This is a genomic window from Psychrobacillus sp. OK032 (genome assembly GCF_900111345.1).
Lineage (GTDB): Bacteria > Bacillota > Bacilli > Bacillales_A > Planococcaceae > Psychrobacillus.
This window is the reverse complement of record NZ_FOGY01000001.1, coordinates 489403-506202: the sequence shown is the minus strand read 5'-3', so window position 1 is coordinate 506202 and position 16800 is coordinate 489403. Positions and strand designations below refer to the sequence as shown.

13 protein-coding genes are annotated in these 16800 nt (G+C 37.1%); 12 read left to right on the top strand and 1 reads right to left on the bottom strand.

Translation table 11 applies throughout. From position 1 onward, the window contains the following. The first annotated feature begins 145 nt into the window (after positions 1–145). The 8 genes from flaG to BMZ04_RS02375 all read left to right on the top strand — a co-directional run bounded on the left by flaG (position 146) and on the right by BMZ04_RS02375 (position 7713). A complete protein-coding gene (flaG, locus tag BMZ04_RS02410) occupies positions 146–520 on the top strand; it encodes a flagellar protein FlaG (protein WP_093264797.1) in 375 nt (124 codons plus the stop codon). Positions 521–535: 15 nt separating this feature from the next. After that, the gene (locus tag BMZ04_RS02405; RefSeq protein ID WP_093264794.1) at positions 536–2035 is read left to right on the top strand and encodes a flagellar hook-associated protein 2; all 1500 of its coding nucleotides are present in this window, start codon (positions 536–538) and stop codon (positions 2033–2035) included. Between the two features lie 38 nt (positions 2036–2073). Continuing rightward, entirely contained in the window at positions 2074–2475 is a 402-nt protein-coding gene (fliS, locus tag BMZ04_RS02400; protein ID WP_093264791.1) for a flagellar export chaperone FliS, read from the top strand. After that, the gene (locus tag BMZ04_RS02395; protein ID WP_093264788.1) at positions 2472–2825 is read left to right on the top strand and encodes a flagellar protein FliT; all 354 of its coding nucleotides are present in this window, start codon (positions 2472–2474) and stop codon (positions 2823–2825) included. Before fliS ends, BMZ04_RS02395 begins: the two co-directional genes overlap by 4 nt. A gap of 48 nt (positions 2826–2873) precedes the next feature. Beyond that, positions 2874–3260, top strand: a complete 387-nt coding sequence (locus tag BMZ04_RS02390) for a DUF8042 domain-containing protein (RefSeq protein WP_093264785.1) — start codon at positions 2874–2876, stop codon at positions 3258–3260. Between the two features lie 143 nt (positions 3261–3403). Beyond that, complete coding sequence (locus BMZ04_RS02385) at positions 3404–4168, top strand: C40 family peptidase (RefSeq protein ID WP_255367757.1); 765 nt, start codon at positions 3404–3406, stop codon at positions 4166–4168. Positions 4169–4192: 24 nt separating this feature from the next. Next, complete coding sequence (locus BMZ04_RS02380) at positions 4193–5881, top strand: methyl-accepting chemotaxis protein (protein ID WP_177184285.1); 1689 nt, start codon at positions 4193–4195, stop codon at positions 5879–5881. 149 nt (positions 5882–6030) lie between these two features. Beyond that, entirely contained in the window at positions 6031–7713 is a 1683-nt protein-coding gene (locus tag BMZ04_RS02375) for a methyl-accepting chemotaxis protein (protein ID WP_093264775.1), read from the top strand. 323 nt (positions 7714–8036) lie between these two features. Here the strand turns inward: BMZ04_RS02375 and BMZ04_RS02370 are convergent, their stop codons facing one another. Further along, complete coding sequence (locus BMZ04_RS02370) at positions 8037–9002, bottom strand: S8 family peptidase (RefSeq protein ID WP_093264770.1); 966 nt, start codon at positions 9000–9002, stop codon at positions 8037–8039. Between the two features lie 1135 nt (positions 9003–10137). Here BMZ04_RS02370 and BMZ04_RS02365 point away from each other — a divergent pair. The 4 genes from BMZ04_RS02365 (at position 10138) to ilvD (ending at position 16674) form a co-directional block, all read left to right on the top strand. Then, the gene (locus BMZ04_RS02365) at positions 10138–11937 is read left to right on the top strand and encodes a DNA/RNA non-specific endonuclease (RefSeq protein ID WP_093264766.1); all 1800 of its coding nucleotides are present in this window, start codon (positions 10138–10140) and stop codon (positions 11935–11937) included. 123 nt (positions 11938–12060) lie between these two features. Then, positions 12061–12651, top strand: coding sequence for a YiiX/YebB-like N1pC/P60 family cysteine hydrolase (locus tag BMZ04_RS02360; RefSeq protein ID WP_093264756.1), 591 nt, complete (start codon positions 12061–12063; stop codon positions 12649–12651). Between the two features lie 1555 nt (positions 12652–14206). Beyond that, complete coding sequence (locus tag BMZ04_RS02350; RefSeq protein WP_093264747.1) at positions 14207–14638, top strand: hypothetical protein; 432 nt, start codon at positions 14207–14209, stop codon at positions 14636–14638. A gap of 368 nt (positions 14639–15006) precedes the next feature. Then, complete coding sequence (ilvD, locus tag BMZ04_RS02345) at positions 15007–16674, top strand: dihydroxy-acid dehydratase (RefSeq protein ID WP_093264743.1); 1668 nt, start codon at positions 15007–15009, stop codon at positions 16672–16674. Positions 16675–16800: the final 126 nt, after the last annotated feature.

Below are 16800 nucleotides of genomic sequence, written 5' to 3'. Positions count from 1 at the left end.
TCTCCCAGATTAATTTAATGAACAATTTGATGTTTTCATTATTAATTCTAGCTACAAATTCTTTTTGATATTAAATAGATTAAAATTATCCAAAAGCAACCGATATAAACATTAACATATGTTTTAACAAGGGGGCAAGATCCGTATGGTAAATCGAATTGCTGAATCTGTTGTAGACTATAATACAATTTCAAAAACAACTAGTGTTGAAAATTCTGTTGAATCTATAACTCCTATTACTAGCCATACTAAAAGTGAAAATTTATCGACTGGAAATGATGAACAAGAACATTTACCTGCTGAAAAGGCAAAAAAAATGACAGATAGTATGAACAAGTTTTTAGAAACAACTAATACAGAATTACGTTTCAAGTATCATGAAGAATTAAACACATATTATGTGACATTAATAGACTCCAAAACAGATGAGATAGTTCGAGAAATACCATCAAAGAAAATGTTGGATATGTACGCAGCTATGCAGGATTTTATGGGTCTATTTGTAGATAAGAAAATATAAAAGGTTGGTGATTTTATGCGTATTAGCGGTTTATCAAGTGGTATGGATACAGATGCAATGGTTAAGGAATTAATGAATGCTCAAAGAATTCCTTTGGATAAAATTACGCAGAAAAAGCAATATACGGAATGGCAGTTAGAAGACTATCGTTCAATTAATAGAAAACTAAATGATTATAGCAATAACCTTTTCGATACAGTATTGAAACAATCCACTTTTTTAGCTAAAACAGTGAATGTCTCATCTCCAGATGCAGTTAGTATTAAAAGTGTAAGTGCGACTTCTGAATTTTCGGGAACAATTTCTGTATCTCGTTTGGCATCACAAGCATCTATGCAAAGTAATGATAGTATCGGGAAAAATCTTAATACAAAATTGACTTTGAGTGAATTAGGTTATACAGGAACAACTAACTCTATAACGATTAATGCAATTGATAAGGAAGGTAATTTAAAGGCGGGAAATGCGATTGCCTTTGATCCTTCTACTGATACTTTGGAATCAGTATTAAAAAAGATAAATAGTGAGTCCGGGGTTTCCGCTTTTTATGATTCATTTTCAGGTAAAATCGCAATGACAGCTAAAAACTCTGGAAATGTTGTTGGTGATGTGGAGATACAAGTAAGCGGCGATTTAGCAACATTTTTTAAATTACCTGTAAACAATGTTATTGAAGAAGATAAGGGAAATGGTAAATCTGGAGTAAATGCAGAGTTTACATTTAACGGATTAACTACGCAGCGTACAAGTAACTCATTTCAAATTAACGGTTTTGAAATTTCTTTAAAGCAGGTTACGGGAGAACCTGTTTCTTTCAGTTCTGCTCCTGATACGGATAAAGTAGTAGATGCAGTTAAGAAGTTTGTCGATGATTATAACAAAACGATCGAAGAATTAAATGCAAAAGTTCGTGAAACGAAATATCGTGATTTCCATCCTCTTTCTACGGAACAAAAAGCGGATATGAAGGAAAAAGAAATTGAACTTTGGGAAGAAAAGGCGAAAAGTGGTACTCTTAAAAATGAACCAATCCTAAGGAGTATGCTCCAAAGTATGCGCTCTGCACTAAATAGCGCTGTGGAAGGTACATCAGGAACTATACGCTTAAGTGATATCGGAATTACTACTTCTAAAGATTATACTGCCAATGGTAAATTAGAGATCGACGAAACGAAATTGAGAGAAGCGATTAATGCGGATCCAAATAAAGTATATGAAGTTTTTGCTAAACCAGGAACTACAGATAAGGATACAGGTTTGGTTTCACAAATGCGTGCTACAATCATTGAGAGTCGGACTAAACTAACGGACAAAGCTGGACTAACCGGAGCAGCCAATTCAACTTTTTCCATAGGACGTCTGCTAAAAGGTTTCGATGATCAAATCAAACGTTTTGAGGATCGTTTACAAATGGTTGAAACCCGTTATTACAAACAATTCTCAGCAATGGAATCTGCCATTCTACGAGCAAATAACCAATCCGCGTACTTAATGAATGCATTTAGCGGTGGATAATAATGAAAAGTAAGTGCGACAAATAGAGGAGTGTTAACATGGCTATAAACAATCCGTATAAAGCCTATCAACAAAATAGTGTGACCCAATCGACACCAGGGGAATTGACACTTATGTTGTATAATGGCTGCTTGAAGTTTTTGAATCAAGCAAAAAAAGGTATTGAAACAAAAGATATCGAACTCAAAAACACAAATATCCAAAAAGCACAGAATATCCTACGTGAGTTAATGATCACATTAGATATGTCCGTTCCTGTATCCGAATCGATGGCTTCCTTATATGAATATATGATTAATCGTTTAGTAGAGGCTAATATACAAAATGATTTCGCCAAAGTGGATGAAGTGATTGGATATACAACTGAGTTCCGTGATACGTGGAAACAAGTCATTCAAATTAATCGCCAAAAACAATATGGTCAACCAGGTGAAGTATGATTCGAGATAGTTTAAAGGACTGGAAAAAGGTTACAGAGCTTTTGACTAGGATATTAGACGTACGAGAAGAAGATAAGCGAGATGCGGTAATTGAAAAAGTCGATAAACTTTTGACGGAACGCGATGAATTGCAAACTGCTATTCAACCGCCTTTTACTGAAATGGAGCAAATGTTCGGAAAGGAATTACTTCCTTTAGAGGAAATACTCCAAGCGAAGCTTAAAGTCTATCAGAAAGATATCCGTTTAGATATATCCGAGCAGCAAAAGAAAAAAGTGTCAGTTAATGCCTACATGGACCCTTACAACCAAGTATACCGAGATGGTACATTTTACGATAAGAGAAAGTAAAAGTATGAAGCATATGCTTTTGTCGGATTTCTAGAAGGAGTTTACATCATGTCTACATTAACAGAAGAACATATTTATTTAGTTCAACAATACCGTGAAATGCTAGATTCCATTGAGGAAGGCTTTCAGTATGTCATTGCTAGTTTTCAAGATTATTCCAAGACAGAAGGGGATCTTGTACTAAGTGATATTTTCTCTGCGTTTTTACAAATTGCACAAGTAAATCAAGATATTTCCATTATATATCAAAAAGATTCATCTATGATTAGTGCGATAACAGCATATGAAGATGTTTTACTAGCTGCCGAAAAAATGGATGGTTTATTTGAAAAGTCGCAAGAGAAAACAGAAATTGTACAACAATTTTTGTATCCCGCGTATAAGCAGTGGTATCACACTATTAATCCATTACTTATAGCACATGTACAACAATAATAATAGATAAGCTCCAAGAAGTAACCGTTCTTGGAGCTTTAAAAACGGCTATTTCCCAGGAAATATCTTTACAAAATTAATAGTGCGAATATATCGAACAAATGCTATGATAAAATTACTAGTATAATAGAAGGAGAGTTTATATGTTAAAGAGAGTGCTATTAGTAACAGTTCTAATATTTTCATTCGTATCAACAGCAGCAGCAAGCACTAATACCCTGTATGAAGTGAAAAAAGGGGATACTTTATCAAAGATTGCAAAAGCGAATAAAGTTTCCGTGAAAGAACTGCAAACGTGGAATAAGCTCATTAAAGATAATATTTATGTGAAGCAGAAATTGGTTGTACTAAAGCCGGCAACTGCCAAAACTCCAACCAAAGTGACAACACCAGTAGCGACAACAAAACCTGCTACACAAACAAAAACAGAAAAAGTGGTGCAACCGGTTCAAGTAAAAGCAGAACAGTTTATTACATCGCCCGAAACTGTTGAACCAGAAGCAAGAGCCCTTTCTGCAAGTGGACAAGCTGTGTACAGTACATTAGTAGATTTCGCAAAACTATTAGAAGGTACTCCATATTTATATGCCGGGAATACGATTGCTGGATTTGATTGTAGTGGATTTATTCATTTTGTACATATGCAAGCTGGATTGAATATGACGCGTCAAAGTAGCGAAGGTTATTTTACACAAAGTGCGACTATTTCTAATCCGGTTGTAGGAGATTTAGTGTTTTTCGAGAATACATATAAAGAAGGAATTTCCCATATGGGCATTTACATAGGCGATGATCAATTTATCCATGCGGGCTCTAAAGGTGTGGAGATCGCAAGTTTGAATTCTGTTTATTGGAAAGAACATTTCGTATCGTTTAAAAGATTTCATGCAGTGAGTGTGGAGAAATAATAGATGGAGGGGAGGGGTCTCCTTATGAAAATGACGATTGCTAGAAAAATGTGGTTTGGGTTTTCTGCTATATTATTTCTTTTATTAGTAATCTCCATTACGGCGTTTATGACGTTATCTAATGTTAGTGAGCGTTATCAGTTTTTATTGGATGACCGGGTACAAAAGGTTAATCTTGTGAACGAGATTGAGATCGCACAAAAAGACGTAGCACGTAGTATGTTGGATTATGTATTGTTTAATACAGATGCCTCTAAAAAAAATGTTACGGTACAAATGGAATATGCAAAGAGTTTATCAGAAGAGCTTAGAGGTAAGTTATTTTCTCCGGAAACACTTGCGATGTTGGATGATTTTGATAGGAAGTCGCAAGTGTTTTCACTGAAAATCGAAGAGGCGATTGCTGCGAAGCAAACTAATGATACAGCAATTAATAAATTGACAAATGAATCGAAAGTAATGAATGCTAGATTGATTGAAGTACTTGGGGAAATTGAACAATTTTTGCAAGATGATATGGATAAAACGAGAGAAGAACTAGACAGTTTTGAAGCATGGGCTAAAATGTTCATTATCATTTTAGTTGCTGCGAGCATTCTTCTTGGCATAGTAGTAGCATATTTCATCAGTAAAAGTATTGCGAATCCAGTTAAAAAAGTTACGGCAGGACTATCAGAAATTGCAGTTGGGAACTTAGCGGTTGAGCCTATTCGTATTAAAAATAAAGATGAGGTTGGGGCAATGGCAACTGCGTTTAATACGATGTCAGCAGATCTTAGACAAATTGTTTCTAACGTACGTGATTCTTCCATGAAGCTTGCAGAGAATGCGGAAGAACTTTCTGCGAGTTCTGAGGAAAGTCTTGCTTCTTCTCAGATGGTTGCTAAATCTGCTGAAGAGCAAATGGCTACTAGTGAACAACAGGTTCGTCATATGGATGCTTCTGTAAATTCGATGGGTGAACTTTCGCAAGGAATCGGGCAAATTTCTGTTGATAATGAAGAAATGTTACAAGCTGCGGACGATGTAACGAAACTCGTGAAAAAAGGTTCGGATGTTGTTTCGGGTGTTGCTAGTCAAATGAACACCATTCATACAACATTTAAAGATACAACGGTTATTATGCAAAACATGGCGAAGCATTCGAATGACATTCAGGCTGTTACTGCTCTCATCACAGATATTTCGGAGCAAACGAATTTGCTTGCTTTAAATGCAGCTATCGAAGCAGCACGAGCTGGGGAATACGGGAAAGGTTTCGCAGTTGTGGCAGAAGAAGTGCGTAAACTTGCAGAGCAATCGAAGAATTCCGCGTCTCAGATTGAAAAGATGGTACAAATGATACAAACAGCTTCTGGTGGTGCAGTGAAGGCTATTACTACTGGCGGGGATAAAGTAGAGGATGGCTTAGCTAAGACGACTGAATCGATTCATGTGTTTACGGAAATTGAATCTGCGGTTGGTGTTGTTGGCTCCAAAATTGAATCTGTTTCTGCAGCAATCGAACAAATTCAAGCGATGGCCGAATCTGTTTCCGAAGGTGCGATTGAAGTGCAACGTTTAGCCACTCATGCAGCAGATGGGGCAAATGATACAAGTGCGGCTACAGAAGAACAACTTGCTGCAAATGAAGAAATTACATCCAATGCTCAGGCCTTAGCGGATCTTGCTGAAAAGCTTCAAAACGATGTAAGTCATTTTAAACTTTCTTAAGGATTTACTAATGGCTTTAAATCGATTAACGCGATTTAAAGCTATTTTTTTATGTCTCATTATATGACAAAATACCTTTCTAAATGTATAATTATATAGTTACTATGGAATCATAAAATACAATTATTATAGGAAAAAGGAGTTATGACATGAAATTTACTATTTCGAGGAAATTGTGGTCTGGATTTTCTGCTGTTTTGATTTTATTAATTATTTCAAGTGGTTTATCTATTTTTGCAACAGCAGATATTTCGAACAAATATAAGAATATAATTGATGAAGATTTACAAAGGGTAAACCATGTGGAAGAGATTGAAAAGATTCAAAAAGCAATGGCTACTTCCATTTTAGAGTTTGTTATGTTCGGAAAAGAAAGTTCAGTTGAAAATTTCCAAGGAGAGATAGAAAAAGGCTCTGTTTCTGCAAAAGCACTTATTGAAAGCGTATCAGATGAAGAAACATTAGCATTAATGAAAGATTTACAAACTAAAACAGTAGAGTTATTTGAATCGAATGATCGCATTATCGAATTGAGACGACAAGATGGGAATTTCGCTCCATACGCAGCTAATTCGGTTGATCTTAACACCGAAGTTCTTGTTATATTAGAAGACATTAAAGAAATTCAACAAAATCGCGTAGATCAAACGAGAGCAGATTTAGAGGCTTACACAAAGATGGCCAATACTATTACGATTATTTTAGCTATATTGAGTGTAATTATTGGAGCAATCGTATCTTATTTAATCAGTAAAAGTATTTCCAAACCAATTCAAAAGATTACTGCAGGTCTAACTGAAATTGCAGATGGTAACTTGGCAGTAAAAACAATCAAGGTTAAAAACAAAGATGAAGTGGGTGCGATGGCAACTGCTTTTAATAAAATGGCTTCAGATCTTCGGAATATAGTTTCGAATGTGCGAGACTCTTCGATGCAGCTTGCAGCAAATGCGGAAGAGCTTTCTGCTAGTTCTGAAGAAAGTTTAGCCTCTACTCAAATGGTAGCAAAATCAGCAGAAGGTCAAATGCTTGCTAGCGAAGAACAAATGAGACATATGGATTCTTCCGTGAATTCAATTGTGGAATTACAACAAGGTATCGGACAAATCGCACAAAACAACGAAGAAATGCTCCAATCGACAGATAGTGTACAAAACCTTGTAACAAAAGGATCATCAGTTGTATCGGACGTTGCAAGTCAAATGAATACAATACATACGACATTTAATGAAACAACAGAAATTATGAAAAGCATGGCAAAGCATTCCGTTGAAATCCAATCCATTACATCACTAATTACAGATATTTCGGAGCAAACGAATTTACTTGCCTTAAACGCGGCCATTGAAGCAGCACGTGCTGGAGAATACGGAAAAGGTTTCGCTGTAGTAGCAGAAGAAGTTCGTAAACTTGCGGAGCAATCAAAAAATTCTGCGTCGGAAATTGGATCAATGGTTCAATTAATCCAGTCTGCATCCGGTGATGCTGTGAAAGCCATTACGACTGGTGGAGCAAAAGTAGAAGAAGGTCTGTCGAAAACAACAGAGTCCATCCAAGTATTCAAAGAAATTGAAAACGGAGTGGGCGAAGTAGTGTTTAAAGTGGAATCCGTTTCCGCAGCAATTGAGCAAATTCATGCGATGACTGAATCTGTAACAGCAAGTGTACAACAAGTTCAAAGCCTTGCATCCGTCGCTGCAGATGGCGCAAACGACACAAGTGCAGCTACGGAAGAACAGCTTGCAGCCAATGAAGAAATCACAGCAAATGCGCAAACATTAGCTGATTTAGCAGAAACACTCCAAGCAGAAGTAAGTCATTTTAAAATTTAATCAATAGTAATAGTAGCGACTCCAGGGGATTGGAGTCGCTTTTTATGTGGGGGAATAGGATTTTGCGATTTGGAGCGAGTATTTTGCGATTCTGGGAGGTTACCTTGCGATTTGTAGAGTGCATTTTGCGATTCTAAGACTTTATCTTGTGATTCAGCGAGCCTATCTTGCGATTCGTGATAATGTTGCGAGATGGGGGTTCTATATTGCGATTAAGCACTAGAATGTTGCGACAAATGAATTCTATGTTGCGCAAAAAGAGAAACGCGGTCCTCGAAATCTTCGGACCGCGTTTGGTGGTTATATTGCTAGTTCACCACTAATTACTGTGAACTCAAAACTAACTCTTTATTCTCTTTCTCAAATACATCGCTTAAATGTTCGAGGACCGTCAAATAAACGAGCCCGTTACCTTCAAGCTTGGGCGAGAATCCTAGTGGAATGGTCCTTCTAATAAGCTGGGCATAGAGCTCAGGCTCTGAAAGTTCTCGCCCGAAATCATTGTTGACCAAACATTTTATGAGAGCAAGTGCTCCAGAAGCATGAGGTGCAGCCATTGAAGTTCCGCTTAATGTTGCATACTTCCCATTTAAATACGTAGAGAGGATCTTTTCTCCCGGAGCAACTAAATCGATTTCATTGTGAGAATTGGTAAAATCGGAAGAGCGGCGCTCAAGATTTATTGCACCTACACTAATGACTTCGTTATAACAGCCTGGAAAGGCGAATTCATCGGTCGAATCGTCACCGTCACCATTATTTCCGGCAGCACAAACTACAAGGATATTGTTACTGATGGCCTTTTTTATCGCTTCATGAAGATCAGGCATATCGTTTGGACCGCCTAGCGACATGGAGATAATATCCGCTTTTTGTTCAATGGCATAATTGATTCCATTTATAATCCACTCATATTGTCCCGAGCCTTTTTTATTCAATACCTTTACGATAAGTAGACTTGCTTCAGGAGCTACTCCGACTACGCCATTATCGTTTTGCTGTGCAGCAATTGTTCCAGCAACATGAGTGCCATGTCCATTGTAATCGAGGAATATATCAGGATTGCTTTCATCATCGTCCGTAAAGTTCTGCCCCCCTATAATTCGTTCTTGTAAATCGGGATGTATACTATCGCATCCTGTATCCAGGACAGCTACCGTAACACCTTTTCCTTTCGTTTTGTTCCAGATCTTAGGTGCTTGAATTAATTCTACACCTGTAGGAACTTCATTGGCTTCCGTTGCTTGTACAATCACTTCATATGGAATTACATGAGCAAAATTTTCCACTCTATACCTCCTAAAGTTATTAATTAATAAAAATTTTATTATCATTAAGTTATTGTCATGGGGGATCTACAAATAGATTTATTTTTATTAATGTGCTAGTTACGTACTATAATTAAATGCTAATTTAGTGAGTCGTAGTAGGGCCTATATGTGCAAGCTTAATCATCATTCAATGACAAAGAGTTGCACTTCCGACGGCAATTTATCATATTATAAAAAACGCGACATAGAAAAATCACTTGGCCGTGAAGAAAGAAGTAATTGTCCACATTTCTACCGAAGGGCAGTTACTCCTTTCGCAATAAGAAAAAGTTAACGGACAACGACTCCGAAAATAAAAGCAATCCATCTATCCACCAGATAGTGTAATGAGTAAGCTTAGTATTTCGTATGTTGTCACTAGTTTTCACCTCCTTTCATTTGGAAATGATCAACAATTCGTCACACATATTCTCCGTAAATGAACAGAATTCAAGGTGCATTTTTATTAATGTATATGTGCAATCATTATTCACACTCCCTGAGGAGCAAGCGTTCCAGAAGCATATTTGTGGTCGAGGAAAGAATTTGGTTTCTTCCGTTCAATAAATTGTACTATTATCTGATTATTCAGTCCATTTAATATTGAATAGTTTGAATAATCGATTCAGAAGGCATATTTAAGAGATATCCTATCTAGAACTTATTCACTATTACGGTGAAGATATTTAAATAAATATTACTATTAGTAGTACATGCTACATGTTATGATGCAGCTCATAGAGAGAGTCAAAATAAAAATCGCTCTGGACACTATGGTTTCCAGAGCGATTTTTTCAATTTCTCCAACCTTAAGCCAGATCGCATCATTTGTATACACATAATCCCCGTCTTCATTCAATGGACTAGTAAGAATGAAAGGGGGAGGAGTGGCTGGAATTTATTCAGAAATATCTCCGTTCTTGTCGCTCATAAGGACCAGATAAAGAGTAATGAAAACAGGTTTCAAATGACTAAAGTAATAATTGATTTATTTCTGATCGAAAAATTCTATCAAATTACCCTTAAAAAGTAACTTTCAATAAAGTGACTGAAGTGTTAGAATAATCACAATAAATAGAATGTATTTCAATTTTATAATATAAGGAGGATAAACATGTCTATTAAACGACTCGAAAGGTTTCAAAACTTTAATATGGATCTTGTAGAATTGCAACAGCAACAAGCATTAAAGCGCTACATTGCACGTTCTAGTGAACGTGAACGAATTGCTAGTGAACTGCAAACTAAAAATCCTTTGGAAGTAGATACGCCTGAGCGAGTTACATTTCGTCAAGCGATTATTGATCCACGTGATGGACTGGCTATAGAGCGAATTATTGGCCGAGATGATCTATTTCCTATTTCTTATCTTGAAGCAGGACTGCAAGCAGCCAATCCGGTTTGTAGAATCGAAATTCGAGATCGTATAGGCAGAGTTCTCGGACATGCTACAGGTTTTCTTGTCTCTCCTTCAGTATTGCTTACAAATAATCATGTTTTGGAGAACTTCGAAACAGCTCAGTTTAGTGTCGCACAATTCAACTATGAAGTTGATCTGGACTTAAACGAACGTCCGATGAAAACCTTCCGTTTAACACCCGAGCGTTTATTTATAACGGATCGGAAGCTTGATTTCACATTAGTCACGATACAGGAAGTGTCTGCTGATGGCACAAAAGTAAGTGATTTTGGGTTCTTGCCCCTCATTCCGCAAACGGGCAAAGGATTGGTGGATGAATATGTATCAATTATTCAACATCCTTCTGGGGCACCTAAAGCTGTAGCGATTAGAGAGAATAAGATTTTGGATGTATTTGACGATTATGTTCACTACTCAACAGATACCATGCCCGGTTCCTCCGGTTCACCTGTATATAATGACGAATGGATTGTAATCTGCCTCCACCATGCAGGCGTTCCAGATCCAAAGAATGGAGCTGAATTTATTGCTAATGAAGGGATTCGCATAAGCAGTATTATCCAGTTTGTCGTGGAGCAAGGCGCCAACTTGAGTGATGAGCAACAGTTATTAATAAATGACATTGTGAAGGGGTGGGAAGTCCAAGGTCGTACTTCTGAAGAGATGGTAGTTGAGGAGTTAAGCGATTCATGGTATGAAGGTTCGGCTGGTTATGACACTCAATTTCTCGGTGACGATTATGAAGTTCCTCATCCGATATTCCGGTCTGATCTTGAACAGGATATTGCCCAGTTAAAAGACGGAAGCAATGTGCTCCATTATACGCATTTTTCAATTGTCATGAGCAAATCACGCCGTTTGGCATATTATACGGTGGTGAATATTGACGGAAATCAGTTGATGAAGATTGGCCGTAATGACAAGTGGTATCTCGATTCCCGCATCGAAAAAGAGTACCAATGCGGTCCTGAATTATATAAAAATAATCCGCTTGATCGGGGACATCTTGTCCGCAGGCTTGATCCGGTTTGGGGAGATTCGGCGGAAAAGGCGAATAAGGATACGTTCCATTTTACAAATTGTGCTCCCCAGCAAAGTAAGTTGAATCAAAAAAGCTGGCTGGATCTCGAGAATTATATTTTAGACAATGCCGAAAACTCGAATCTTAAAGTAACAGTATTTACTGGACCGGTTTTTCGGGTAGATGACATTATTTATAGAGGCGTACAGATACCGGCAGAATTTTGGAAAATAGCTGTTATTGTTAAGAATGATGGGAACCTATCTGCAACTGCTTATTTGCAGACTCAAAAAAATCTTATTGATGATTTGGAATTTGCTTACGGTGAATATAAAACGTATCAAGTGCCCATTTCAAAAATCGAAGCGATTACAGGACTTGATTTTGAAGATTTACGTAATTACGATCCAATCAATCAATTAGAATCGACAATAGGATATGTCATTGATGCACCTGGGGATATAAAACTCTGAAATTTGAACATACTTGAACATTAAAATTTAGTTATTGTTCCCCTAGTGATAGCGCCCCTGTCACTAGGCCTACTATAACCCTTCATAATAAGTAGATAATATTAATTTGAGGAGCGATTATAAATGGGGACTAGTAAATTTAATGGAATAAACCAAATTTCTTATGAACAAGCAAAAAATAAAATAAAAACTGGAGATATACTTTTTTGTAGCGGTCGTTATTTAGTCAGTGAGATGATAAAAAAACTATCAAACTCTGTATTTAGTCATGTAGCCTTGTTAGTCAATTGGAATGAGCATGTACTTGTATTGGAAAGTGTTGAAGACGACGGTATCAGGGTGGTCCCACTATCTCATTACCTTTACAATTATGAAAATAGTAAGGAAAAGTATAATGGAGAAATGTATGTAGCTCGACATGATGTAGTTGATAGTTCCGATTTCGATAAAGAAAAAATAAAGAGTATGTGTGGAAAAGCGATTGATTTGCTTAATCGAAATTATGACAAAGACGAGATAGCGAAGATTGTTGCACGCATAGGTTTAGGAATTGGAAGACATAGGGAGGATTTTGAATATATGTGTTCTGAATTTGTAGACGAATGCTTCAAGCAATTGGAAATAGAGCTTTCACGTGATCCAATGGGTTTTATCTTCCCAGAACATATTGCCGCAGATCCAAATGTCAAACCATTGTTCGAAATTTCTCCGTGAAATCATTTCAGAAGCAAAAAGTCACTGTGATCTATTTAAGGGTACCTAGATAACAACTAAAATTCCATTAGCTATGATATGGGGCCCTAAGGTTTAAAAAGAAAATTTCCGAGTTTTAGTTGGCTATTCGAAAAAATACACTACAAGTATATATTAATCGGTTATTCAGGTGGTTATCTGTGTTTTTTTGTAAATTGATTAACACTTCATACTTCAAAGTATTACTAGATATCTAAGTAAAAACACCTTTTTGGGCACTTATTTCCTTACTCTAGGAAAATACTAAAAGTATTGTTTCTATTAGTATTGTTTCTTGCATACTATAGATAAAAGTTACTGACATATTGAGTTGTAGTAAATCCTATCTGCGCAAGCCTTTTCCTTTCACAATAACCAAGTATGAAGAAATCTTGGTTTGGCTAATAAATATAGTGACACCGTACTACACTTCAAATAGCAATTCATCATATAATTAAAAACTCGACATACAATAAAAAAGGACTGAGTGTTTGAGCACTCAGTCATAAAATAGTAGACTGCTAGACAAAATCATGGTCGATTTTGTCCATCGTATGACGACGTAATTAGTTGGGCAGGAAAAGCTTTTGGCCGATAAGATAGAAGTAATTGTCCACACTCCAGCCGATTGGGGCGGTTACTTCTTTCTTGATAAGAAAAAGATAGCTGACAACGCCACCGACATAAAAGCAATCCAACCGCCAGATAGTTGAATGAGTAAGCTTAGCAATTCGTATGTTGTCATTAGTATTCACCTCTATTCATGTTGCAATTTTTAAGGGCGAAAAATGATAGAGATAGCCCTTTTATTATGTATATGTGCAATCAAATACGTATATGTTTAATTTCTATAGGGAATAGTAGGTGTTTTCACTAATAGTCTTTTATCTCTAAGAAGTGAAGATATGGCTCGTATAGGATAGTAAAATAATAATAGTTCTGGGCACTTTTGTGTCTAAAACCAAAAATCAACCCGCTATAAAACACAGGTTGATTTTTTCTATTTCCTCAAGTTTCTGGTCTCGCTTCCATTTGTATTTCAACTATTTATAGTAACCACTGGAGGAATCCCCTACAAACTTCACCACGCGAAATTCAATTTGCTTTACGATCTTTTACCTCCATGGAAGAGCTAAGCAAGCCATCACTTGAAAGCTCTTGCTACTTTTTGTAATCTATTGCCCAGTAGTAAATGTTGCGAGAACCGGATTCTATGTTGCGTGTAAAGAGTTTAAAGTTGCGAGTATCAAAAACGTTGCGAGAAAGCAGCAGTATATTGCGACTAAGGACTGTAATGTTGCGAGAAACGAATTCAATGTTGCGCATAAAGAGTCCGGAGTTGCGAGTATCAAAAATGTTACGAGAAAAGTGGTCCTACTGTTGCTAGTAAGCACTAGGAAGTTACGAGAAACAGATTATATGTTGCGCGTAAGCAAGTCTACCCCTTGATTCAAATCACTTCCACATAGAAATCTTCCACAACTAGACACAACCTTCTCCGACACAATATCGTATACTATACTTAGGTGATTATTCTATGTACGCATTTATAATATTTACACATGTATTCAGCGCAATTTTGTCGATTGGTCCGTTCTTTGTGCTCTTTCCCCTATTAAATAGGATGAAAGTCAAAAATAGAGAGTTGATAGACTCACACATAGAAGTGTTCCAGGCTGCTATTCGTATTGTGAAACATGCTGGGCATGTGCTTGTTGCATCTGGTATTTTGCTTATGTGGCAAGGAAATTGGCCTTGGTCGACGTCGTGGGTCATTATGACGATTGTTGTAATGGTCAGTTCAATTGTATTCTTAGCGCGAGCGTTTAAACCGAATATACGCTTGTATCGGGATGAAGTAATAGATTTGGATACACTTATTCAAAAGTTACGACGTTCTGTGTGGCTCTATATTTTATTGTTACTCATTATGCTTTGGTTCATGGTTGCGAAGCCCAATTTATGGTGAAAAATTTACCTTCTCTCTAAGTGAGGAGGTTTTTTTATTTGAAATATTTTATCCATATTCTGTTATTAAGTCCTGTTCACACGCCTACATGTGAGCGGGATTTTCTATTTTGAACAAAAAATTCACAATTATTTTTAAAGTGTGGAAAGTGCGATATATCGCAAATGTAAACGATTACAAGAAAAGTAAATAGTCTAAAATGACAGACTATTTTAAAAAAGGGTGTTGACGCGGCATTTCAAAGGCGATATGATAATCACAATATATTAAATATTGTTAGAAAATTCACAAACTAAAGAAGACTATATTAATAGTCTGAGCTGCAAAGCTAAACGCTGGAAAAGCGGAAAGTATAGGAGCGATTGAAATTGAGAAGTGACATGATTAAAAAAGGCGTTGACCGTGCCCCACATAGAAGTTTACTCTACGCAACTGGGGTCAAAACAAAAGATTTAGATAAACCATTTATTGGTGTTTGTAACTCCTATATTGACATTATTCCTGGCCATATGCATTTAAACAAATTTGCAGAGGTCGTTAAAGAAGCAATACGTGAAGCTGGTGGAATTCCATTTGAATTTAACACGATTGGTGTAGATGATGGGATTGCAATGGGACATATCGGGATGAGATATTCACTTCCGAGTCGTGAACTAATTGCAGATTCAGCGGAAACAGTTATTAACGCTCACTGGTTCGATGGCGTGTTTTACATTCCAAACTGTGACAAAATCACACCAGGAATGTTAATGGCAGCAGTAAGAACGAATGTCCCATCTGTTTTTGTATCAGGTGGTCCGATGGAAGCTGGTACTTCAGCTGACGGAAAACAACTTTCACTTACTTCCGTATTTGAAGGTGTTGGTTCATATAAATCAGGATCCATGACTGCAGAACAATTACTTGATATCGAACAAAATGCATGTCCAACATGTGGTTCATGTTCAGGAATGTTCACAGCGAACTCAATGAACTCTTTAATGGAAATGCTTGGAGTAACACCTCCAGGTAACGGGACGATTATTGCAACATCAGACGAACGTCACCGACTGATTAAAGAAGCGGCAGAGCATCTTGTAAGAATGGTAAAAGAAGATGTTAAACCACGTGATTTAATCACTAAAGAAACAATCGACGATGCATTTGCACTAGACATGGCGATGGGTGGTTCTACAAACACAGTACTTCACACATTAGCTATCGCGCATGAAGCGGAAATCGAATACGATGTGAGAGAGATTAACGAAGTAGCAAAACGTGTTCCTTATTTATCGAAAATTATGCCAGCTTCTGATTACTCTATGCATGATGTACATCTTGCTGGGGGAGTTAGTGCCATAATAAAAGAACTTTGCGAAATTCCAGGAGCTGTTCATCCAGATCGTATGACGATCACAGGTAAAACACTCTATGAAAATGTAAAAGATTCTGAGATTAAGAATGATCAAGTCATACGCCGAAAAGAAAATCCATATAGTCCTGTAGGTGGCTTATCCGTCTTATTCGGAAATATTGCCCCTGAAGGCGGAGTTATTAAAGTCGGTGCAGTCGATCCTTCTATCAAAGAGTTTACTGGGAAAGCAATTGTGTTTGATTCACAAGAAGCGTCTCAAGAAGCAATTGATAACGGTACTGTTAAAGAAGGTCATGTAGTTGTTATTCGCTACGAAGGCCCAAGAGGCGGACCGGGAATGCCGGAAATGCTTGCTCCAACTTCTGCGATTCAAGGACGCGGATTAGGAACGAAAGTGGCACTTATTACAGACGGAAGATTTTCAGGAGCATCGAGAGGAATTTCCATTGGACATATTTCTCCAGAAGCAGCTGATGGTGGACCAATCGCATTAGTTGAAAACGATGATATTATCGTTATCGATTTAACTAATAGAACGATAGAGTTGCAAGTTAGTGAAGAAGAATTAGCAATTAGAAAATCTAAGCTCAAACCATTTGAACCAAAAATCAAAAAAGGATATCTAGCAAGATATTCAAAACTAGTAACATCTGCAAGCACAGGCGGAGTAATGAAAATCTAAGAACCTAATAAAAGAAATCTATGATGAGGCAAAAGTTAAAGGAATCTTGTATTAACAGAGAGCTGGTGTAGCTGGGAACCGGCAATACAACCTTTAGCGACATCCCCTCGGAGTGAAGTGTTGAAC